Below are 21,766 nucleotides of genomic sequence, written 5' to 3'. Positions count from 1 at the left end.
TGGCCGCCTGCGGGCGGCTCGTATGGTGGCGCGGCAACGTATGCGATACCCCTCCACCGTTGCTGGCGCGCATGACGTATAGCCGGTGGCGCCCTGCGTCGGCCTTGATCCACGTCTAGCAATTCACGATGGCGCACGGCTTGGCGAGATCGTCATCGTCGCCGCAGTGCGAAAAAAAAGCGCCCCGAGGGGCGCCGAAGAAGATTGCAGAAAAAGTCCGCAAACTTGGAGAAGTCGTCAGCAAGGCACTTCCGCGTTCTTGCGGGCGTAGTACCAGCCGTTGATCAGCAGGCAGCTGACGTAGAAGGCGATGAAGGCGTACAGCGCGGCATCGACACCGCCGGTCAGCGCGATCGAGGTACCGTAGCTTTTCGGGATGAAGAAGCCGCCGTAGGCACCGATGGCACCAGAGAAGCCCAGTACCGCTGCGGCCTCCTTGGTCGCGTCGGCAATCGCTTTTTTCTGCGCTGCCTCACCCTTGCCGGCCATGCGTTGGTGCAGGGTCAGGAAGATGGTCGGCACCTGCATGAAGGTGGAGCCGTTACCGATGCCGGTCAGCGCGAACAGGCACAGGAACATGGCGAAGAAGCCCTGGAAGTTGCCGCCCTGGCCGCCGTGCGGCAGGAAGTTGAGCACGCCAAACACCGCGGCGATCATCAGTGCGAACACCACCTGCGTCACCTTGGCACCGCCGACCTTGTCCGACAGCCAGCCACCAACCGGGCGCGCCAGTGCGCCGACCAGTGGGCCGAAGAACACGTACTTGCTCGGGTCAACATCCGGGAACTGGCCTTTCATCAGCAGCGGGAAGCCGGCAGCAAAACCGATGAAGGAACCGAAGGTGCCGATGTACAGCCAGCACATCAGCCAGTTGTGCTTGCGCTTAAAGATCACTGCCTGGTCAGCAAACGAGGCCTTGGCTGAGGCGATGTCGTTCATGCCGAACCATGCAGCCAACGTCGACAGCAAGATGAACGGTACCCACACGAAGCCGGCGTTCTGCAGCCACATCTGCTTGGTGGCCTCGCCCTTGACCCAGGTCTGCGGCTCGCCGCCGAAGCTGCCGAACAAGCCCATGGTGATCACGATCGGCACCACGAACTGCACCACCGACACGCCGAGGTTACCCAGACCGGCGTTCAGGCCCAGTGCGGTGCCCTTTTCGGCTTTCGGGAAGAAGAAGCTGATGTTGGACATCGAGGAGCTGAAGTTGCCACCGCCGAAGCCGCACAGCAGCGCCAGGATCAGCATGGTCACGTAACTGGTGTTCGGGTCCTGCACCGCGAAGCCGATACCGATCGCCGGGATCAGCAGGCTGGCGGTGGAAATCGCCGTCCAGCGGCGGCCGCCGAAGATCGGCACCATGAAGGAGTAGAAAATGCGCAGCGTGGCGCCGGACAACGCCGGCAAGGCCGCCAGCCAGAACAGCTGGTTCTGGGTGTAGCTGAAGCCGATGTTCGGCATGTTCAGCACGGCCACGCTCCACACCTGCCAGATGATGAAGGCCAGCGTCAGCGCCGGAATGGACAGCCACAGATTGCGGCGGGCGACGGCTTTGCCGTCTTGCTGCCAGAAGCTGGGGCTTTCCGGCTCCCAGCGGGTCAGAACATGAGACGAACTTTGTGACATTTTGTCATCCTCCCTGAAGGGTGGCCCCTGCCACCCCTTAAATTTCATTACGACACATCACACTCGGTGCCAGCCGGACATCAACGTTCCGCCATGGTCAGCTTTGCGCCCTTTGCAAACGGTTCCTCGGCTGCTTCCTCTTTCTGGCGCACGGCACGGAAGGAGAAGTGCATCCAGATCAGCGACACGCAGACGGTGCCGTACAGCAGCATGAAGGAGCTGGAACGCACCCCGGTCAGGTCGACCAGCGCACCGAACATGATCGGCAACAGGAAGCCACCCAGACCGCCGGCGAGGCCGACCACGCCGGACACCGCGCCGATGTTGTCGGGGAATTCGTTGGCAATGAACTTGAACACCGAAGCCTTGCCGATCGCCATCGCTACACCGACGGCGAACAGGATCACCGTGAACATGGTGGTACCGAGGCCGAGGTGGAAGCTTTGCGGGCCCTTGATGGTCTGGATCACGAACGAAGTCTGCGGGTAGGACAGGATGAAGAAGGCCACCCAGCAAACCCACATCACGCCCCAGGTCACCTTGTAGGCACCGTACTTGTCCGACAGCCAGCCACCGACCGCGCGCAGCACACCACCAGGCAGCGAGAAACAGGCGGCAAGAAAGGCGGCATGCTTGATGTCGAAGCCGTATTCGCCGACGTAGTATTTGGTCATCCACAGCGCCAGGGCGACATAGCCGCCGAACACCACCGAGTAGTACTGGCAGTAGCGCAGCACCGCTGGGTCTTTCATCAGCGCCCACTGTTGTGCCAGCGAGGTCTTGCTGGTCACCAGGTGCTTGGGATCGTGGAAGGAGAAAAACCAGAACAGGATGGCGGTAATCAGCATGATCACCGCGTAGACGGTCGGTACCATCTGCCAGCCGGCGGCGGCGATGATGCCGGGCGCGATCAGCTTGGTCAGCGAGGAACCGGCGTTACCGGCGCCGAACACGCCCATCGCCATGCCCTGCTGCTCCTTGCGGAACCAGCGAGCCACGTAAGGGGTGCCCACCGAGAACGAGCCGCCAGCCAGGCCAACACAGAGACCGATGGCGAGGAAGTGCCAGTAAGCGGTGGCAAACTGCATCGCGTAGATCGGAATCACGCAGGTCAGCATCAGCAGGAACAGGACGATGCGGCCGCCGAAGCGGTCGGTCCAGATGCCCAGCGGTACCCGCACCAGCGAACCGGTCAGCACCGGCGTCGCCGCCAGGATGCCGAACTGGGTTTCCGACAGGCCAAGCTGTTCCTTGATCGGAATGCCCAGGACCGCAAACATCATCCAGATCATGAAGCACACGGTAAACGCCACCGTGCTGGAGGCCAGCACAGCGTATTGCTTGTAAGTATTCGAAGCCATGGTGAGCTACCCGCGCAATTAGTACAGCTCACACCTTACGCCGCCGGACATGCGGCCAACATTCGCCACAGGGTTAAACCCTACGAGAATTAAGGGTTAGTCGCACAAGGCCAATTGGCGGGGGAAACTAGTTCGAAAGGAGGAGTTGGCCGCTGCCGGAAAAACGGCGGCGGGTGCCCGCCATCACGCGAATCGGCTATGATGCGGACATCGTGATGCTGCCCGCCGCCGCATCACGTTTTGCATTGTGCGGGAGCCTCCCGCCAGAACCATTGAAGGAGCGACCATGAGCAGCCTACCGGCGATCACCCTGTCCAGCCTGGACCACCTGCGTCTGACCAACCTGATCGAACGGGTTTCGGTCAAGGATTTCCCGGGGGTGACCGCACTGGAAGCAGAGCTCGACCGTGCCGAGGTGGTCGAGCCTCGGGAGATGCCGGCCGACGTGATCAGCATGAACAGCCGCGCCCGCATCCGCCTGCACAACAGCGGCGAGGAGCGCGAGATCACACTGTGCTATCCGGCCGACGCCGATGCCGACAGCGGCCGCATTTCCATCCTGGCACCGATCGGCAGCGCGCTGCTGGGGCTGGCCGTCGGCCAGCAGATCGACTGGCCATTGCCGGACGGCAGCTACACCCGCATCGAGGTGCTGGCGGTCAGCTACCAGCCGGAAGCCGACGGCGACTACCTGCGCTGAAAGATTCAGCCGTAAATAAAAACGTTGGCCGCAATCGCGAGATTGCGGCCAACGTTTTGTCTTGCGGCAAACCGCCACGGCTTACCAGCAGCGCTTGATCAGCCCCGCCAGCTGCACCAGGCGGCCGTGGAAGAAGTGACCGGCCTCCGGCAGCACGATCACCGGCAGATGCTGCGGCCGCGCCCACACCATCACGTTTTCCAGCGGCACCACCTCGTCCGCCTCGCCGTGGATCACCAGCGTATCGGCCGGCACTTCCGGCGTCGGAATCTCGTACTTGCCCACCGCTGGCCCCATCAGCAGCAGCTTGTCGGCATCGATACGGGCACGGGTGCGTGCCGCAACGAAGCCGCCGAAGGAGAAGCCGGCCAGCGCCAGCGGCAGCGCACCGTGCTGCTGGCGCGCGTAATCGACCACCGCGATCACGTCGTCGACCTCGCCGATGCCGTGATCGTGGCTGCCGCCGCTATTGCCGACGCCGCGCAGATTGGGCAGGTAGCAGGTATAGCCCAGCTGCGACAGCGCCTTGGCTGCGGTCTGGATCACCTTGTTGGTATTGGTGCCGCCCTGCGTCGGATTGGGGTGGCAGACCACGGCGATGCCGGTCTGCTCGCCCGCCGCGGGGATGACGATGGTTTCGAGCGCGCCGACCGGGCCGGCGATATCGATCTTCTGCATCGCTTTCAGCATCAGATTTTCAGCCTTTCCACGATGCGGCCATTGACCATGTGCTCTTCGACGATCTCGTCGATGTCGGCCTTGTCGATGAAGGTGTACCAGGTCTCCTGCGGGTACACCACCAGCACCGGGCCCTGGTCGCAACGGCCGAGGCAGCCGGCCTTGTTGATGCGGACCTGGCCGCTGCCGTTGAGGCCGCGCGCCTTGATCTGGTCTTTCATATAGCCCAGCAGCTCGCTGGAGCCGAAGTTGTTGCAGCACATTTCGCCTTCGGCGCGCTGGTTACAGCAGACAAAAACATGTTTGTCGAAAAAGCTCATCGGGATTCCCTGTCTAGACCTGCGGCCAACCTTGCAAGCTCGCAAGGTTGGCCGCAGCAAATTGCTTAACCGTCGGCGTCGGCCCAGCCGGTGACGCCGTGTATCGCCGCGTTATCGAATTTGGCGTGCATGCCCAGCCACGCCAGCCGCACCTTGCCGGTGGGGCCGTTACGGTGCTTGCCGATAATGGCTTCCGCCAGGCCCTTGTCCGGCGAGTCGGGATTGTAGTACTCGTCGCGGTACATGAAGATAATGATGTCGGCGTCCTGCTCGATGGCACCGGATTCGCGCAAGTCGGACATCATTGGCCGCTTGTCGGTACGCTGCTCCACGCTACGCGACAGCTGCGACAGCGCGATCACCGGCACCTGCAGCTCCTTGGCCAGCCCCTTCAGGCCGCGCGAGATCTCGCCCAGCTCGGAGGCGCGGTTGTCGCTGCGACCGGAACCCGACATCAGCTGCATGTAGTCGATCACGATCAGGCCGAGCTTGCCGCCGTGCTGGCGCGCCAGTCGCCGCGCCCTGGCACGCAGCTCCAGCGCGGTCAGCGCCGGGGTTTCGTCGATGTACATCGGCGCATCGGACAGTTTGCCGATGGCGTAGGTCAGCTTCTGCCAGTCCTCGTCGCCGAGCTTGCCGGTACGCAGGATGTGCTGGTCCAGCCGCCCGACCGAACCCAACATCCGCATCACCAGCTGGGTGCCGCCCATCTCCATCGAGAACACCGCCACCGGCAAGCCGGCCTCGATCGCCACGTGCTCGGCGATGTTCATCGAGAATGCGGTCTTGCCCATCGACGGACGGCCGGCGACGATCACCAGGTCGCCCGGCTGCAGGCCGGAGGTCTTGGCGTCGAGATCGGTAAAGCCGGTCGGCACGCCGGTGACTTCGTCCGGATTGTCGCGGCTGTACAGCATGTCGATGCGCTCGACCACCTCTTTCAGCAGCGCCGGCATTTCCAGAAAGCCCTGCTTGGACTTGGCGGTGGATTCCGCGATCTGGAACACCTTGCCCTCGGCCTCGTCCAGGAGCTGCGCCGCGTCGCGGCCCAGCGGGTTGTAGGCCGATTCGGCGATCTCGGTACCGACCAGCGCCAGCGAGCGCATCACCGAGCGCTCGCGCACGATTTCGGCGTAGCGGCGGATGTTGGCCGCCGACGGCGTGTTCTGCGCCAGCATCGCGAGGTAGGCCAGGCCGCCGATGCTGCCCAGCTCGGCATTCTTGTCCAGGCTTTCGGAGACGGTCACCACATCCGCCGGACGGGCGATGTCGACCAGCCTGGCGATGTGCTTGAAGATCACGCGATGATCGTGGCGATAGAAATCGGCCTCGGTCAGCAGGTCGGCAATCTTTTCCCAGGCGCTGTTGTCCAGCAGCAGGCCGCCGAGTACCGATTGTTCGGCCTCGATCGAGTGTGGCGGCGTGCGGATGGCCGCCACCGAGGAGTCGTTGAAATCGTAATCGCTCATAAAGCTTGGGGTATCCGGTGATGCCATTTAGCCGTGGCACGGCCGACCCTTGGTGCGCGCGGGCGCACACCACAAGGTTGGCCGCAGCCAGGCAGGAGAGAGCGTGATTCTAACAGTTTTTGCCGGCGACAAAGCCGGAAGACCACGCCCACTGGAAGTTATAACCGCCCAGCCAGCCGGTGATGTCGACCACCTCGCCGATAAAGAACAGCCCCGGCACGTCGTTCGCCATCATCGTCTTCGACGACAGTGCCCTGGTGGACACCCCGCCGCGGGTGACCTCGGCCTTCTTGTAGCCCTGGGTGCCGTTGGGCAGCACGCGCCAGTTGTGCAGCGTCTCCGCCAGCTGGCGGCGCTTTTTCGGTGACAGGTCGCGGCCGCGCACATTGGCGCCCTGCCCGTCCAGCCACGCCTCGGCAAAACGCTTCGGCCAGCCCAGTTCACCCATGGCGTTGGCCAGCAGCTGCTCACTGCCGGCACGTTCCTCCAGCCACGCCTCGGCATCAAGGTCCGGCAACAGGTCGATCACGATCTCCTGTCCCGGCTGCCAGTAGCTGGAGATCTGCAGGATGGCCGGCCCGGACAGGCCCTTGTGGGTGAACAGCACGTTTTCACGGAAGCGCACCTTGCCGATGCGCACCTCGGTATCCAGCGACACCCCGGCCAGCGGCGCAAAGCGCACCGCATCCTCGACATGGAAGGTCAGCGGCACCAGCGCCGGATCGAGCTTTGTTACCGGCAGGCCGAACTGCTCGGCGATCTGGTAGCCGAAGGCGGTGGCGCCGATCTGCGGGATCGACAGCCCGCCGGTGGCGATCACCAGCGACTCGCAACTGAAGCTACCGGCACTGGTTTCCAGCTGGAACGCCTCGTTGCGGCCAACCTGCTTCACCGTCACGCCCATGCGCCGCTCAACGTTGGCCGCACGGCACTCGGCATCGAGCATGTCGATCAGCTGCTGGCTGCTGTCGTCGCAGAACAGCTGCCCCAGTTTCTTCTCGTGATAGGCGATGCCGTGACGCTCCATCAGCGCGATGAAGTGCTGCGGCGTGTACTGCGCCAATGCTGAGCGACAGAAATTCGGATTCTCCGACACATAGCAGTCATGACGGGCGTGCAGATTGGTGAAGTTGCTGCGGCCACCGCCGGAAATGCGGATCTTCTCCGCCAGTTTGGCGGCGTGATCGAGCAGCAGCACGCGGCGACCGCGCTGACCGGCAGTGGCGGCACACATCATGCCGGCGGCACCGGCGCCGATCACAATTACGTCGAAATGCACAAAGCGAACCTTTAGTGTAGTGATTTAGTCAAGAATTGGCGCATTCGCACAATTACAGTAAACTTCATTGGTCGAACAGCGCATGCTGTTTTACTTTTTAACTCTGGAGAGCACGATGGAACACAAACTGCCCGAACTGCCGTACGCGCTGGACGCCCTGGCACCGATCATTTCCAAGGAAACCCTGGAATTCCACTACGGCAAGCATCACCAGACCTACATCACCAACCTGAACAACCTGATCAAGGGTACCGAGTTCGAGAACGCCTCGCTGGAAGAAATCGTCAAGAAATCCTCCGGTGGCATCTTCAACAACGCCGCCCAGGTGTGGAACCACACTTTCTACTGGTTCGGGCTGGCACCGAACGCCGGCGGCGAACCGACCGGCGCGCTGGCTGACGCCATCAACGCCAAGTGGGGTTCGTTCGACGAATTCAAGAAAGCCTTTGCTGCCTGTGCCGTTGGCACCTTCGGCTCCGGCTGGGCCTGGCTGGTGAAAAACACCGACGGTAGCCTGGATCTGGTTTCCACCAGCAACGCCGCTACCCCGCTGACCACCGACAAGAAAGCGCTGCTGACTTGCGACGTGTGGGAACACGCTTACTACATCGACTACCGCAACAGCCGTCCGAACTACCTGGAAGGCTTCTGGAAGCTGGTGAACTGGGACTTCGTGGCGAAAAACTTCGCCGCCTGATCCCTGCCCTGAGGGCAAAACCAGAAAAGGCCCCTTGCGGGGCCTTTTTGCTTGCTGCCGGTTTACTGATCCGCCGGCTGCTGGCTGATCATCACCTTGTCGCGATTGCGCAGCTCGTCCAGGTAGGAGATCAGCACCGTATTGGCCGACATCTCGCCCAGTACGCCCTTCAGCTGCGCCAGCTCCGGTGCCGAAGCGGTTGGCGCCTTGTCGACGCTGTCGATGCGATAGATCACGTAGTCGCCGTTGTCGCGGCGGGCACCGGCAAACGCCGGCAGCTTGCTGACGTTGGCCGCAAACACCGCACGCAGTTCCGGCACCGCCATGCCGTTGGCGGCACGACGCGATACCTTGCGCAGCACGCCCCAGCTCTGGCCGTCCAGCCCCTTGCCCGCCTTGAAGTCGGCTACCAGTTGCAGGCCGCGCTTCTCGGCACGGTTGGCCGCCTCACGCGTCGTCAGCTCGGCGCGCACTTGCGCCTGCACCTCGGCCAACGGCTTCTGGCGCTGTGGCTGGTACTGCTTCACACGCAGCACCACCGCATTGCTGGCCGACAGCTCCACCGGCTCGCTGTTGTGCTTTTTCTTCAGCACATCGTCGCCGTAGACCGCCTCCAATACCTTGGCATTGCCCAGCACCGCGTCACCTGCGATACCGCTGCGGCTCATCGCCGGCCCGGTTTTCACCGTCAGCTTCAGCTGCTCGGCCAGTGCCTGCAACGAATCCGGCTGCTGGTAGGCAAGATCGCCCATCTTCTCCAGCTGCGCACGGTAGCTGGCGCCGGCCTTGTCGCGCTTCAGCTTCTCGATTACCGCCGCCTTTTGGCCGGCGAAATCGACCGCCTTCACTTCATCCAGTTTCAGGATGTGGAAGCCGAACTCGGTTTCCACCACGGCGCTGATCTGGCCCGGCTGCAGCGCAAAGGCCGCCTCCTCGAATGGCTTGACCATCGCGCCACGACCGAAGAAACCAAGGTCGCCGCCCTGCTCGGCCGAGCCCGGGTCCTGCGAACGAGTCTTGGCCAGCGCGGCAAAACCGGCCGGATTGGCCTTGAGCTGCAGCAGCAGCGCTTCCGCCTGCGCCTTCACCGCCGCCTTGGCTTCCGGCTTGGCCGCCGCATCCACGGTCAGCAGGATGTGCGACACGCGGCGCTCTTCGCTGCCGAATTCCGTCTTGTGCTTGTCAAAGTACGCTTGCGCCTCGGCATCGCTGACCACCTGCGTCGCCGCGACTTCATCCAGCGACAGTGACACATACTCGATCACCGCCGATTCCGGCTCCAGGTAGCGCGTCTTGTTGCTGTCGTAGTATGCCTTGACGGCCGCGTCATCAATCTTGACGTCGGCGGCAAAGCCGGCCGGCGTGATCAGTGCTTCGCGCACTTCACGCGACTCGCCGAACAGCGCGCCCATGCGGGCAAGTACGCTGGTCGACACGAAATGGGTATTCAGGTACGGGGTGATCTGCGTCTGCAGCATCAGGTCGCGGCGGACGTCAGCCTCGAAATCCTCTGCCGAGCGGTAGCGGCCCTTGATGAATTCGGCGTAACGGGCCTGGCTGAACTTGCCGTTTTCCTGGAACGTCGGAATGGTGGCAATCGCCTGGCGCAGCTGTTCCACGCTCGGCGTGATGCCGTTGCGCTCTGCCGCAGCAATCAGCAGTTGCTGGCGAATCAGGTTCTCCAGCACCGCCTGCCGGGTCGCGGCGTTGGCCGGCTGACCTTCCAGCTGGCGCTCGACATCGCGGGCAAAAATCTTGTTGTCGCCGACTTTGGCCAGGAAAGGCTCGTCAACGGCAGCGGTATAGCTACCAACGCCAAAGCCGACAAAGGTCAGCGCCACCGCGCCAAGAATGACTTTGATCGCCGTTTGATTGTTCTGGACAAAATTGAACATGGATTCGGTTTGTTACCAAAAAAACAAGGTGAACGGTTTTGCCGTTCACCTTGTTGTTTGTCTGGCGGAGTCTGCGGCCGGGGCCGCGACACTTGCTGCCTCAAGCCTTCAAGTGCACTCCCCTCACAATACGACAGGACGGGAACCAACCTGTCTCCCGGTTACCCGGGAATGTGCACTCTTACAGCGCGTCTTTCAGAGCCTTGCCGGCACGGAATTTCGGAGACTTGGCAGCAGCGATAGTGATGGTTTCGCCCGTTTTCGGGTTGCGGCCACTACGCTCTGCGCGTTCACCAACATAGAAAGTACCAAAGCCTACAACAGTGACGGTATCGCCAGCCTTCAGCGCGTCAGTTACGGCATCAATCATGCCATCCAGCGCTTTGCCAGCAGCTGCTTTAGAAATGTCTGCTTTGGCGGCAATCGCGTCAATCAGTTCAGACTTGTTCACGTTAAGTCCCCTTTCGTCGTTCTCGGTGTACGTAGTACTGAAATAAACCGCTAGCTTTATAACAAGCCCAAAAACCTTGTGTCAAGCGGCTTCCAGCTGGGGTTAAGCCTGAATCAACCCCTTCTGGAAGCCGATGCTAGCGCGCTTTTCCAGCTAAATCAAAACAAAGCGTCATCAGTGCGTTACAACAGGGGCATTTTGCACATCATCCGCCGCCGGATTTGCAACAGTCGGTGTGGCATCAGCCAGCGGCTCCGGCGCATGCTCCAGCGCCAGCGCCAGCACCTCGTCAAACCACTTCACCGGATGGATTTCCAGCTTGCTCTTGATGTTGGCTGGAATCTCGGCCAGATCCTTGACGTTGTTCTTCGGAATCAGCACGTGTTTGATGCCGCCACGCTGCGCCGCCAGCAGTTTTTCCTTGAGACCCCCGATGGGCAGTACTTCGCCACGCAGGGTGATCTCGCCGGTCATCGCCACGTCGGCACGCACCGGGATACCGGTCAGCACCGAAACCAGCGCTGTAGCCATGGCAGCGCCTGCAGAAGGGCCATCCTTGGGGGTCGCTCCTTCCGGCACGTGAATATGCATGTCGTGCTTCTCGTAGAAGTCAGGACGGATGCCCAGTTGCGCGGCACGGCTGCGTACCACGGTCAGCGCCGCGGTAATCGACTCCTGCATTACCTCGCCCAGTTGGCCGGTACGAATGATGTTGCCCTTGCCCGGCAACGCTGCCGCCTCGATGGTCAGCAATTCACCACCGACCTCGGTCCACGCCAGACCGGTCACCTGGCCGATGCGGTTCTGCTCTTCGGCAACGCCATACTCGAAGCGCTGCACCCCCAGATACTTGTCGAGGTTCTTCGGTGTAACCGTCACCTTGCTGGTCTTGCCGTCTTTCTTCAGCGACTGCTGGGTCACCACCTTGCGGCAGATCTTGGCAATTTCGCGGTCCAGGCTGCGCACGCCGGCCTCGCGGGTGTAGTAGCGCACGATGTCGCGGATCGCAGCCTCCTGGATCACCAGCTCGCCTTCGGCAACGCCGTTGGCCTTCACCTGCTTGTCGACCAAGTATTTCACGGCGATGCTGACCTTCTCGTCCTCGGTGTAGCCGGAAAGACGAATGATTTCCATGCGATCCAGCAGCGCTGGCGGAATATTCAGCGAGTTGGCGGTCGCCACGAACATCACGTCGGACAAGTCAAAGTCGACCTCGGCGTAATGGTCGACGAAAGCGTGATTCTGTTCCGGATCCAGCACTTCCAGCAGTGCCGACGACGGATCACCACGGAAGTCGGCGCCCATCTTGTCCACTTCGTCCAGCAGGAACAGCGGGTTCTTCACCCCGGCCTTGCTCATGTTCTGTAGTACCTTGCCCGGCATCGAGCCGATATAGGTACGGCGGTGGCCACGGATCTCGGACTCGTCACGCACGCCACCCAGCGCCATGCGCACGAACTTGCGGTTGGTGGCGCGGGCAATCGACTGCCCCAGCGAGGTCTTGCCCACACCGGGTGGCCCGACCAAGCACAGGATCGGCGCCTTGAGCTTGTCAACACGCTTCTGCACCGCGAGGTATTCCAGGATGCGCTCCTTGACCTTTTCCAGGCCAAAGTGGTCTTCGTCAAGGATGGCTTCAGCGGCATCGATTTCCTTGCTGACCTTGGTCTTCTTTTTCCATGGCAGATCTAGCAGGGTTTCAATGTAGTTGCGCACCACGGTGGCTTCGGCGGACATCGGCGACATCATCTTGAGCTTCTTCAGCTCGGCCATCACCTTGTCCTTGGCCTCTTTCGTCATGCCGGCCAGCTTGATTTTCTTCTCAAGCTCGTCGATTTCGCTGGCTTCGTCGTCCTCACCCAGCTCCTTCTGGATCGCCTTGACCTGCTCGTTCAGGTAGTACTCGCGCTGGCTCTTTTCCATCTGGCGCTTGACGCGGCCACGGATGCGCTTCTCCACCTGCAGGATGTCGATCTCGCTTTCCATCAGCCCCAGCAGGTGCTCGATGCGGACCTGGATGTCGAACATCTCCAGGATTTCCTGCTTCTGCTCCAGCTTCAGCGGCAGATGCGCGACAATGGTGTCGGCCAGGCGGCCGGCACGGTCGATGCCATTCAGCGAAGACAGTATCTCGCTCGGAATCTTCTTGTTCAGTTTGACGAACTGTTCGAACTGGGCCAGCAACGCACGGCGCAGCGCTTCCACCTCGGAGGTGTCGGCACCGTCCAGAGCAACCGGCGTGATGTCGGCGGTGAAATACTCATCGGCATCGCCATGCACCTGATCGACCTTGGCACGCTGCCGGCCCTCGACCAGCACCTTGACCGTGCCGTCGGGCAGTTTGAGCATTTGCAGAATGGTCGCCACGGTGCCGATGGCATGTAGGTCCTCGGCAGACGGCTCGTCCTTGGAGGCCGAGCGCTGGGCTACCAGCAGGATTTGCTTGCCATCATCCATCGCCTTTTCCAGCGCGCGGATGGACTTGGCACGCCCGACAAACAGGGGAATGACCATGTGGGGGAAGACAACGACATCGCGCAGCGGCAGCAGTGGCAGCGTGGCTTTATCAGTGAGTTCGGTGGTTTGGGGCATATCACCTAACCTTAACAGGGAGGAATTCAGTTGCGATTACAGATAAGGGCATGTTGACACTTATCAAGCATGCTAATGCAGATCGCTGCACTTTTAAAATAAAAAACCGCCGGTAACGGCGGTTTTCGGGGAGCACTGAAAAATCAGGCGGACTGTGCCGTCTGGTCGTCAGTGTCCTGATAGATGAACAGCGGCTTGTCGCCCTTCTCGATCACCTTTTCGTCAACCACCACGCGGGTCACACCATCCAGCGACGGCAGCTCGTACATGGTATCCAGCAGGGCACGCTCCAGGATCGAACGCAGGCCACGGGCGCCGGTCTTGCGAATCAGCGCCTGTTTGGCGATCAAGCGTAGTGCGGAAGGACGCACTTCGAGGTCGACCTTCTCCATCGAGAACAGGCGCTGGTACTGCTTGATCAGCGCATTCTTCGGCTGGGTCAGGATGTTGACCAGCGCCTCTTCGTCCAGCTCTTCCAGCGTCGCCACCACCGGCAGACGACCGATCAGCTCCGGAATCAGACCGAAACGGATCAGGTCTTCCGGCTCGACATCCTGGAACAGGGCCGACAGCGATTTGCCGCCATCCTTGGAGGTCACTTCGGCGCCAAAACCGATGCCACCCTTTTCCGAGCGACGGCGGATGATCTTTTCCAGACCATCGAACGCGCCACCGCAAATGAACAGGATATTGGTGGTGTCGACCTGGATGAACTCCTGGTTCGGATGCTTGCGGCCACCCTGCGGCGGCACCGAGGCAACTGTGCCCTCGATCAGCTTCAGCAAGGCCTGCTGCACGCCCTCGCCCGATACGTCGCGGGTGATGGACGGGTTTTCGGACTTGCGCGAAATCTTGTCGATTTCATCCAGATACACGATGCCGCGCTGCGCCTTTTCCGGATCGTAGTCGCACTTCTGCAGCAGCTTCTGGATGATGTGCTCGACATCCTCGCCCACATAACCGGCTTCGGTCAGGGTCGTGGCATCGGCGATCACGAACGGCACGTCCAGCAGCTTGGCCAGCGTCTGTGCCAGCAGCGTCTTGCCGGAACCGGTCGGGCCGATCAGCAGGATGTTGCTCTTCGCCAGTTCGACGTCGTCCTTGCTGCTCGCCGTGTACAAACGCTTGTAGTGGTTGTACACCGCAACCGACAGGGTTTTCTTCGCCTGTTCCTGACCGATGATGTGCTGATCCAGACTGGCGCGGATTTCCTGCGGCGTCGGCAACTTGGCAGCCACCTCTTCCGGTGTGGCCGCATCGCCCAGCTTGGCTTCCAGCTCTTCATGAATGATGTCGGTACACAGGTCGACACACTCATTGCAGATGTAGACCTGTGGCCCGGCGATCAGACGCTGCACTTCGTGCTGGCTCTTGCCGCAGAAAGAGCAGTAAAGCAGTTTTTCGCTGTTTTTGTCAGCCATTCACACCATTCCCGAATTAGGCAGCCACTTCGGCACGCGAAGTCAGCACTTTGTCGATCAGACCGTAAGCCAGCGCCTGCTCCGCGGACATGAAATTGTCACGCTCGGTATCCGCCTGGATCTGTTCCAGCGCCTGACCAGTATGCTTGGCCAGCAATTCATTCATCAGCAACTTGGTTTTCACCAGTTCGCGCGCATGAATCTCGATATCGGTCACCTGACCGCTCAGACCGCCGCCGTACAGCAGCGGCTGGTGAATCATCACCCGGCTATGCGGCAGCGTGAAACGTTTGCCCTTGGCACCGGCGGACAGCAGGAATGCGCCCATGCTGGCAGCCTGGCCAATGCAGAGGGTCGAAATGTCCGGCTTGATGAAGTTCATCGTGTCGTAAATCGACATGCCGGCGGTAATCGACCCGCCCGGGGAATTGATGTACAGATAGATGTCCTTGTCCGGATTCTCCGACTCCAGGAACAACATCTGTGCCACGACCAGATTGGCCGACTCATCGGTGACAGGCCCGACCAGGAAAATGATACGTTCCTTGAGCAGACGGGAGAAGATGTCATAGGCACGCTCGCCACGACCGCTCTGCTCCACCACCATGGGCACCAGCCCCAAACCTTGCGGTTCAATCATCGATTTCATCGACCCCTCCGGATTACAGTTGATTATTGGCCGTTATTGCCCATCAAGGCATCAAACGACAGTTCCTTCTCGACAACATTGGCACGAGACAGCACAAATTCAACCACGTTATCTTCCAGAACCATCGAAGTCGGGCCTTCCAGACGATCCGGGCTGGAGTAGTACCAACTCAGTACGTCTTCCGGCTGCTCGTAGCTGTCGGCGAACTCTTCGATCATGGCCTTGACTTGCTCAGGCTTGGCTTCCAGCTTGTTGGCTTCCACCACTTCCGCCAGGATCAGGCCCAGTGCCACGCGGCGCTCGGCTTGCTGGGTGAACAGGTCGGCCGGCAGTGGCATATCCTTCATGGCCATGCCGCGCTGCTCCAGGTCCTTGCGGGCCTGTTCCATCAGACGGCCAACTTCCAGCTCAACCAGCGACTTCGGCAGCTCGATGGTGGTCGCATCCAGCAGCACCTGCATTACCGCTTCCTTGTTGCGGGCAGTCAGACGACGCTTGACTTCACGCTCCACGTTCTTGCGGATTTCGGCGCGCATTTTGCTGACATCGCCGTCGGCAATGCCCAGCTGCTTGGCCAGCTCTTCGTTGACTTCCGGCAGTTGTGCCTCGGCAACGCTCTTCAGGGTGATTTCGAAGACTGCGGTTTTACCGGCAACATCCTTGCCATGATAATCCTCAGGGAAGTTCACGGTCACGCTGACGGTCTCGCCTTCTTTCAGGCCTTTCACGCCATTCTCGAAGTCAGCCAGCATCTGGCCCTGACCGATCATGAACGGGAAGTTTTCAGCGGAGCCGCCTTCGAAGGCCACGCCGTCGATGCTGCCCTTGAAGTCGATGATCACGCGGTCGCCTTCGGCAGCAGCGCGCTCAACGTGGTTGAAGCGGGTGCGTTGCTTGCGCAGGATGTCGATGGTCTTGTCGATTTCGGCGTCGGTCACTGGCGTATTCGCCTTTTCAACGTCCTTGCCGGCCAGTTCGCCCACCACAACTTCCGGATAAACCTCGAAGGTAGCGGCAAACTTGAAGCTCTCGGCGTCGCCTGCGGCATCAACCGATTCAAAGCGCGGGTAGCCGGCTACGCGCAGCTTTTGCTCGACGGCAGCCTTGTAGAAACCCTGTTGTACCTGCTCGCCCAGCACTTCTTCACGAACCTGCGCGCCATAGTTCATCTCAACGATCTTGGCCGGGGCTTTGCCTGGACGGAAACCCTGAATTTTGGCCGTGCGTGCCACGCGCTTCAGGCGCTCGGCAACTTGTGCGTCGATTGCCGCCATTGGCAAGGCAATGCTCATGCGACGCTCAAGGCCGCTCAACGTTTCCAATTGTACTTGCATGTCCAATCCTTAGATTTAAAGGTGTGGGAGATTAAAGCCAGAGACAAAAAGCAAGATGGCGGAACATTTTACAAGAACCGGCTGAACCTGCTTTTTGCACCAATTCAGAGGTATTGCCGAAGGCGGATCAGTCAGGGCGCCGCCCCGCTCGCCCGCATTCTGGCGACAAAAGCAAGGGATGAGTATAGCACGCAGCCACCAAATGAACAGTGCATCACGCTTGGGCGCTGGGCGCGGGCAAGTGAGCACCCACTCCGGCGCACAAAAACAAAAAACCGCCGAAACCTTTGCTGTGCTTGGGTTTGAGCGGTTTAGTGTTTTCCATGAAGCAATGTAGTGGTGCGAAAGGAGAGACTCGAACTCTCACGCCTCGCGGCGCTGGAACCTAAATCCAGTGCGTCTACCAATTCCGCCACTCTCGCGACTCACTGCCTTGCTTCAGCAGAGTGCGCATAATAGTAGACAAGCCCACGCTAGGCAAGATCCCGCTCCAAATATTTTTTGATAGCGAAACTATCCTACAGGTATATTGTCCATGACCTGCATTACCCAAACAACAACAGCAAGGAGTCTCTTCGCCATGCAACCCAATTTGCACACCGCCTACCAAAGCACTGCACTGAGTGGCAGCCGTCACAAGGTGCTGCGCAATACTTACGCCCTGCTCGGCCTGTCGATGATACCGACCGTCATCGGTGCGGCAGTGGGCGCCAACGTGAGCTTCGCCTTCATGGCGGGCAGTCCGATCATGAGCATGATCGCCATTCTGGCGCTGTTCTACGGCCTGACCTTCGCCATCGAAGCCAACCGCAACAACGCATTGGGCGTGCCGCTGATGCTGCTGTTCACCCTGCTGATGGGCGTCCTGCTCGGCCCGTTGCTGCAAGCCGCGTTCAAGCTGTCCAACGGCTCGCAGCTGATCATGGTTGCCGGTGGCGCGACGACGCTGGTTTTCGCCGTGATGGCCGGCATTGCCACCACCACCAAGCGCGACCTGAGCGGCATGGGCAAATTCCTGATGGTCGGCGCCATCGTGCTGATGGTGGCGGTGGTTGCCAACATTTTCCTGCAGCTTCCGCTGATGTCGCTGGTGATTTCCGCCGCCTTCGCGCTGTTCAGCTCGCTGATGATCCTGTGGCAAGTCAAAACCATCGTTGACGGCGGCGAGACCAGCTACATTTCCGCGGCACTGGGCATCTACATCAGCATCTACAACCTGTTCACCAGCCTGCTGCACCTGCTGATGGCTTTCGCTGGCGATCGCGACTAAACCCGCACCCTCTGCCAACAACAACGCCGGCCACGTGGCCGGCGTTTTTCATTTGCGGCCAACCTTGCGCCATCCGTTGGCACCATAAAAAAACACCCCGCCGTGGCGGGGTGTTTTGTCTGCATCGCGGCGAGCCGCTTAGCCGATCCAGCGACGGGCGCTGGCGAACATGCGGAACCAGGCGCCGTTTTCGTCCCACTCCGCCGGATGCCAGCTATTCAGCAGCGTGCGGAACACGCGCTCAGGGTGCGGCATCATGATGGTAAAGCGGCCGTCCGGCGTGGTGACACCGGTGATGCCGGCTGGCGAGCCGTTCGGGTTCATCGGGTAAGCTTCGGTCGGCTGGCCGTTGAAGTTCACGTAACGCAGCGCGGTCAGCACCTGCTCCTGCGCACCCGGGGCAAACACCGCGCGGCCTTCGCCGTGCGACACCACCACCGGCAGCTTGGAGCCGATCATGTCCTGCAGGAAGATCGACGGCGACTCGGTCACTTCCACCATCGCAAAACGGGCTTCGAACTGCTCGGAAGCGTTGCGGTTCAGCTTCGGCCAGTACTGCGCGCCCGGAATGATGTCCGACAGGTTGGACATCATCTGGCAACCGTTGCACACCCCCAGCGCGAAGGTGTCGCCACGACCGAAGAAGGCTTCGAATTGCTCGCGTGCCTGCGCATTGAACAGGATGCTCTTCGCCCAGCCCTCGCCGGCACCCAGCACATCGCCGTAGCTGAAGCCACCGCAGGCCGCCAGACCCTTGAAATCGGCCAGCTGGATACGGCCGGCGATCACATCGGACATGTGCACGTCGACCGCCTCGAAACCGGCGCGGGTAAATGCCGCACCCATCTCGATCTGGCCGTTGACGCCCTGCTCGCGCAGGATGGCGATGCGAGGACGCGCGCCGGTGGCGATGAACGGCGCCGCCGGATTGTCCTTGGTGTCGAAGGTCAGTTCGGCGAACAGACCGCGCGAAGCGGTGTCGGCGATCTGCGCGTACTCGCTGTCGGCGCCGGCAGGGTTGTCGCGCAGGCGTTGCAGACGGTAGCTGGTCTCGGACCAGGCTTGCTGCAGCGCGACGCGCGATTCGGCCAGCACCACGTCTTCGCCATGCAACAGAGTCAGGGTGTTGTCGTCGGTCGGCACGCCGATGACGCTGGTTTCAGCGCCGAGACCGGCGGCGGCAAAGCGCGCCAGCACTTCGTCGATCTGGTCGACGGCAACCTGCATCACCGCGCCCAGCTCTTCGTTGAACAGCACCGCGTTGACGTTGGCCGCATTGTCGTCGGTCAGCACCGACAGCTCGACCTGCGCACCGAGATGACCGGCGAAGCACATTTCCGCCAGCGTGGCGAACAGGCCGCCGTCGGAGCGGTCGTGGTAGGCCAGCAGCAGCTCGTCCTGCACCAGCGACTGGATGGTGTGGAAGGCGGCAGCCAGTTTGGCGGCCTGATCCACGTCCGGCGTCTGGCCGTTCATGTCGTTCCATACCTGACCGAAGATCGAACCGCCGAGGCGATTGCGACCGGCACCCAGATCCAGCAGCAGCAGCGCGCTGTCGGCGGCCTGCAGCTGTGGCGTCACCGTCTTGCGCACGTCGGCCACCGGGGCAAACGCGGAGATGATCAGCGACAGCGGTGCGGTCACCGACTTCTTCTCGCCCTGGTCTTCCCACACAGTCTTCATCGACAGCGAATCCTTGCCTACCGGAATACTGACGTCGATGTCGATGCAGATGTCGGACACCGCTTTCACGGTGGCGTACAGGTTGGCATCCTCGCCCGGGTGGCCGGCAGCGGCCATCCAGTTGGCGGAGAGCTTGACGTTGCCCAGCTCGCCGACGTTGGCCGCAGCCAGGTTCAGCAGCGACTCGCCCACCGACATGCGGCCGGCGGCCGGTGCCGAGAACAAGGCCGCCGGCGTGCGCTCGCCCATCGCCATCGCCTCGCCCTGGGTGGTGTTGAAGCCCATCGTGGTGACGGCGACGTCAGCCACCGGCACCTGCCACGGGCCGACCATCTGGTCGCGCGCGGTCATGCCGCCCACGGTACGGTCGCCGATGGTGATCAGGAACGACTTGTCGGCCACGGTCGGGTTGCGCAGCACGCGGTACGCCGACTCTTTGGTGTCGTATTGCGCGGCGTCGAAGGCCTCGGTGATCACGGTGCGGGTGGTCACATCACGGGTCATGCGCGGCGGTTTGCCCAGCAGCACTTCCAGCGGCATGTCGACCGGGTTGTTGTCGAAATGGTCATCACGCACCTGCAGGTGGCCGTCGTCGGTGGCCACGCCCAGCACCGCGAACGGGCAACGCTCGCGTTCGCAGATGGCGGTGAACAGCTCCAGATCGGCCGGCATCACGGCCATCACGTAGCGCTCTTGCGATTCGTTGGACCAGATCTGCATCGGGGTCATGCCTTTTTCTTCCAGATGCACCTTGCGCAGATGGAAGATGGCGCCACGGCCGGCATCGTTCACCAGCTCGGGGAAGGCATTGGACAGGCCGCCGGCACCGACGTCGTGAATCGACACGATCGGGTTGGCCGCACCGCGCTGCCAGCAGCGGTCGATCACTTCCTGGCAACGGCGTTCGATTTCCGGATTGCCGCGCTGAACCGAATCGAAGTCCAGGTTTTCGCTGTTGGCACCGGTATCCATCGAGGATGCCGCGCCACCGCCCAGACCGATCAGCAGGCTCGGGCCGCCCAGCTGGATCAGCAGTGCGCCTTCCGGAATCTCGTTCTTGAAGATCTGCTGTTCCTGGATGCTGCCCAGACCGCCGGCGATCATGATCGGCTTGTGGTAGCCACGACGCTCGCCCTGGAAGTTGTCTTCAAAGGTGCGGAAGTAGCCGGCCAGGTTCGGGCGACCGAATTCGTTGTTGAACGCGGCGCCGCCGATCGGGCCTTCGAGCATGATGTCGAGTGCTGAGGCGATGCGACCCGGCTTGCCGTAGCTGGCGTCTTCCCACGGCTGCTGGAAGCCCGGAATGTTCAGGTTGGAGACGGTGAAACCGGACAGGCCGGCCTTCGGGCGCGAGCCGCGACCGGTGGCGCCTTCGTCACGGATTTCGCCACCGTTACCGGTCGAGGCGCCGGGGAACGGCGAGATCGCAGTCGGGTGGTTGTGCGTCTCCACTTTCATCAGAATGTGGGTCGGCTCTTCGCTGTAGGCGTAGGTGTTGCTGTCCGGTTGCGGATAGAAGCGCTCGATGGTGGCGCCGTCGATCACCGAGGCGTTGTCCTTGTAGGCCACGCGGGTGCCTTGCGGATGCGCATCATGGGTGTCGCGGATCATGCGGAACAGCGACTTGCCCTGCTCCACGCCATCGACGATGAACTGCGCATTGAAGATCTTGTGACGGCAGTGCTCGGAGTTGGCCTGCGCGAACATCATCAGCTCGACGTCGGTCGGGTTGCGCTCCAGCTTGATGAAGTTTTCGACCAGGTAGTCGACCTCGTCCGGCGACAGCGCCAGACCCATGTCGAGGTTGGCCGCATCCAGCGCCGCCTTGCCGCCGCCGAGGATGTCGACGGTGGACAGTGGTTGCGGCTCGATGTGCACGAACAGGCGCTCGGCATCGGCCAGCGACGGCAGCACGGTTTCAGTCATGCGATCGTGCAAGAGGCCCGCCAGACGTTGACGAGCCTCTTCGGTCAATGGGGTGGCCGCGGTGATGTGGAAGGCAATACCGCGCTCGATGCGCAATACCTGCTCCAGACCGCAGTGGCGTGCGATATCGGTAGCCTTGGAAGCCCATGGCGACAGCGTGCCAAGACGCGGCGTAACCAGGAAAAGATCGCCGGTAGGCTGCTGCGCCAGCGGCGGTTCGCCGTAGGTCAGCAATTTTTCCAGCACGGCGACTTGCGCCTCGCTCAGTGGCGCTTCACTTTCGGTAAAGTGCCAGTACTCTGCCGCAATAGTCAGATCGGGTAGACCTGCTTCGCGAGCAGCAGCAAGAAGTTTATCGAGTCGGAACTGGGACAGGGCGACACCGCCCCGCAGCTTGAGAACGTGCGACATT

The 21,766-nt window shown here is 61.4% G+C and carries 16 protein-coding genes and 1 tRNA gene; 3 read left to right on the top strand and 14 right to left on the bottom strand.

Features of this window, described 5'->3' with window-relative positions:
• Positions 1-237 precede the first annotated feature (237 nt).
• Complete coding sequence (locus PQU89_RS04265) at positions 238-1,629, bottom strand: NarK family nitrate/nitrite MFS transporter (RefSeq protein WP_272764766.1); 1,392 nt, start codon at positions 1,627-1,629, stop codon at positions 238-240.
• An 80-nt stretch (positions 1,630-1,709) separates the two neighbouring features.
• Positions 1,710-2,990, bottom strand: a complete 1,281-nt coding sequence (locus PQU89_RS04260) for an MFS transporter (RefSeq protein WP_272764765.1) — start codon at positions 2,988-2,990, stop codon at positions 1,710-1,712.
• Positions 2,991-3,276: 286 nt separating this feature from the next.
• Between PQU89_RS04260 and rnk the strand changes: the two genes are divergently transcribed.
• Positions 3,277-3,690 (top strand): nucleoside diphosphate kinase regulator, encoded by a 414-nt coding sequence (gene rnk / locus PQU89_RS04255; protein ID WP_272764764.1) that lies wholly within the window; start codon positions 3,277-3,279, stop codon positions 3,688-3,690.
• Between the two features lie 81 nt (positions 3,691-3,771).
• Here rnk and PQU89_RS04250 read toward each other — a convergent pair whose 3' ends face one another.
• The 4 genes from PQU89_RS04250 to PQU89_RS04235 all read right to left on the bottom strand — a co-directional run bounded on the left by PQU89_RS04250 (position 3,772) and on the right by PQU89_RS04235 (position 7,436).
• Positions 3,772-4,380, bottom strand: coding sequence for an alpha/beta hydrolase (locus PQU89_RS04250; protein ID WP_272764763.1), 609 nt, complete (start codon positions 4,378-4,380; stop codon positions 3,772-3,774).
• A complete protein-coding gene (locus PQU89_RS04245; RefSeq protein WP_272764762.1) occupies positions 4,380-4,688 on the bottom strand; it encodes a (2Fe-2S) ferredoxin domain-containing protein in 309 nt (102 codons plus the stop codon). The genes PQU89_RS04250 and PQU89_RS04245 overlap by 1 nt, the downstream gene beginning before the upstream one ends.
• Before the next feature lie 65 nt (positions 4,689-4,753).
• A complete protein-coding gene (gene dnaB / locus PQU89_RS04240; RefSeq protein WP_272764761.1) occupies positions 4,754-6,157 on the bottom strand; it encodes a replicative DNA helicase in 1,404 nt (467 codons plus the stop codon).
• 109 nt (positions 6,158-6,266) lie between these two features.
• Complete coding sequence (locus PQU89_RS04235) at positions 6,267-7,436, bottom strand: BaiN/RdsA family NAD(P)/FAD-dependent oxidoreductase (protein WP_272764760.1); 1,170 nt, start codon at positions 7,434-7,436, stop codon at positions 6,267-6,269.
• A gap of 115 nt (positions 7,437-7,551) precedes the next feature.
• On the opposite strand from PQU89_RS04235, the gene sodB reads away from it, so the two are divergent.
• On the top strand, positions 7,552-8,133 hold the full coding sequence (gene sodB, locus PQU89_RS04230; protein ID WP_189373482.1) for a superoxide dismutase [Fe]: 582 nt from the start codon (positions 7,552-7,554) through the stop codon (positions 8,131-8,133).
• A gap of 62 nt (positions 8,134-8,195) precedes the next feature.
• Here sodB and PQU89_RS04225 read toward each other — a convergent pair whose 3' ends face one another.
• From PQU89_RS04225 to PQU89_RS04195, 7 genes are all read right to left on the bottom strand, one after another.
• Positions 8,196-10,028, bottom strand: a complete 1,833-nt coding sequence (locus tag PQU89_RS04225) for a SurA N-terminal domain-containing protein (protein WP_272764759.1) — start codon at positions 10,026-10,028, stop codon at positions 8,196-8,198.
• A 181-nt stretch (positions 10,029-10,209) separates the two neighbouring features.
• Positions 10,210-10,479 (bottom strand): HU family DNA-binding protein, encoded by a 270-nt coding sequence (locus tag PQU89_RS04220; protein ID WP_017509554.1) that lies wholly within the window; start codon positions 10,477-10,479, stop codon positions 10,210-10,212.
• A 174-nt stretch (positions 10,480-10,653) separates the two neighbouring features.
• Positions 10,654-13,071, bottom strand: a complete 2,418-nt coding sequence (gene lon / locus PQU89_RS04215) for an endopeptidase La (RefSeq protein ID WP_272764758.1) — start codon at positions 13,069-13,071, stop codon at positions 10,654-10,656.
• Positions 13,072-13,214: 143 nt separating this feature from the next.
• The gene (gene clpX / locus PQU89_RS04210) at positions 13,215-14,492 is read right to left on the bottom strand and encodes an ATP-dependent Clp protease ATP-binding subunit ClpX (protein ID WP_272764757.1); all 1,278 of its coding nucleotides are present in this window, start codon (positions 14,490-14,492) and stop codon (positions 13,215-13,217) included.
• Positions 14,493-14,508: 16 nt separating this feature from the next.
• Positions 14,509-15,141, bottom strand: coding sequence for an ATP-dependent Clp endopeptidase proteolytic subunit ClpP (gene clpP, locus PQU89_RS04205; RefSeq protein ID WP_047965442.1), 633 nt, complete (start codon positions 15,139-15,141; stop codon positions 14,509-14,511).
• 23 nt (positions 15,142-15,164) lie between these two features.
• Positions 15,165-16,475 carry a trigger factor gene (tig, locus tag PQU89_RS04200; RefSeq protein ID WP_272757485.1) on the bottom strand — a complete coding sequence of 437 codons (1,311 nt, stop codon included), beginning with the start codon at positions 16,473-16,475 and terminating at the stop codon, positions 15,165-15,167.
• A gap of 337 nt (positions 16,476-16,812) precedes the next feature.
• Positions 16,813-16,897 (bottom strand) — tRNA-Leu (locus PQU89_RS04195).
• Positions 16,898-17,055: 158 nt separating this feature from the next.
• On the opposite strand from PQU89_RS04195, the gene PQU89_RS04190 reads away from it, so the two are divergent.
• On the top strand, positions 17,056-17,745 hold the full coding sequence (locus PQU89_RS04190) for a Bax inhibitor-1/YccA family protein (protein ID WP_272764756.1): 690 nt from the start codon (positions 17,056-17,058) through the stop codon (positions 17,743-17,745).
• 138 nt (positions 17,746-17,883) lie between these two features.
• On the opposite strand, the gene purL is transcribed toward PQU89_RS04190, so the two are convergent.
• Positions 17,884-21,765: a phosphoribosylformylglycinamidine synthase gene (gene purL, locus PQU89_RS04185; RefSeq protein ID WP_272764755.1), complete on the bottom strand. Its 3,882-nt coding sequence runs from the start codon at positions 21,763-21,765 to the stop codon at positions 17,884-17,886.
• Between the last annotated feature and the right edge of the window lies 1 nt (position 21,766).

This window comes from Vogesella indigofera (genome assembly GCF_028548395.1).
Classification (GTDB): Bacteria; Pseudomonadota; Gammaproteobacteria; order Burkholderiales; family Chromobacteriaceae; genus Vogesella; species Vogesella indigofera_A.
This window is presented reverse-complemented; position numbering and strand designations above follow the sequence as displayed.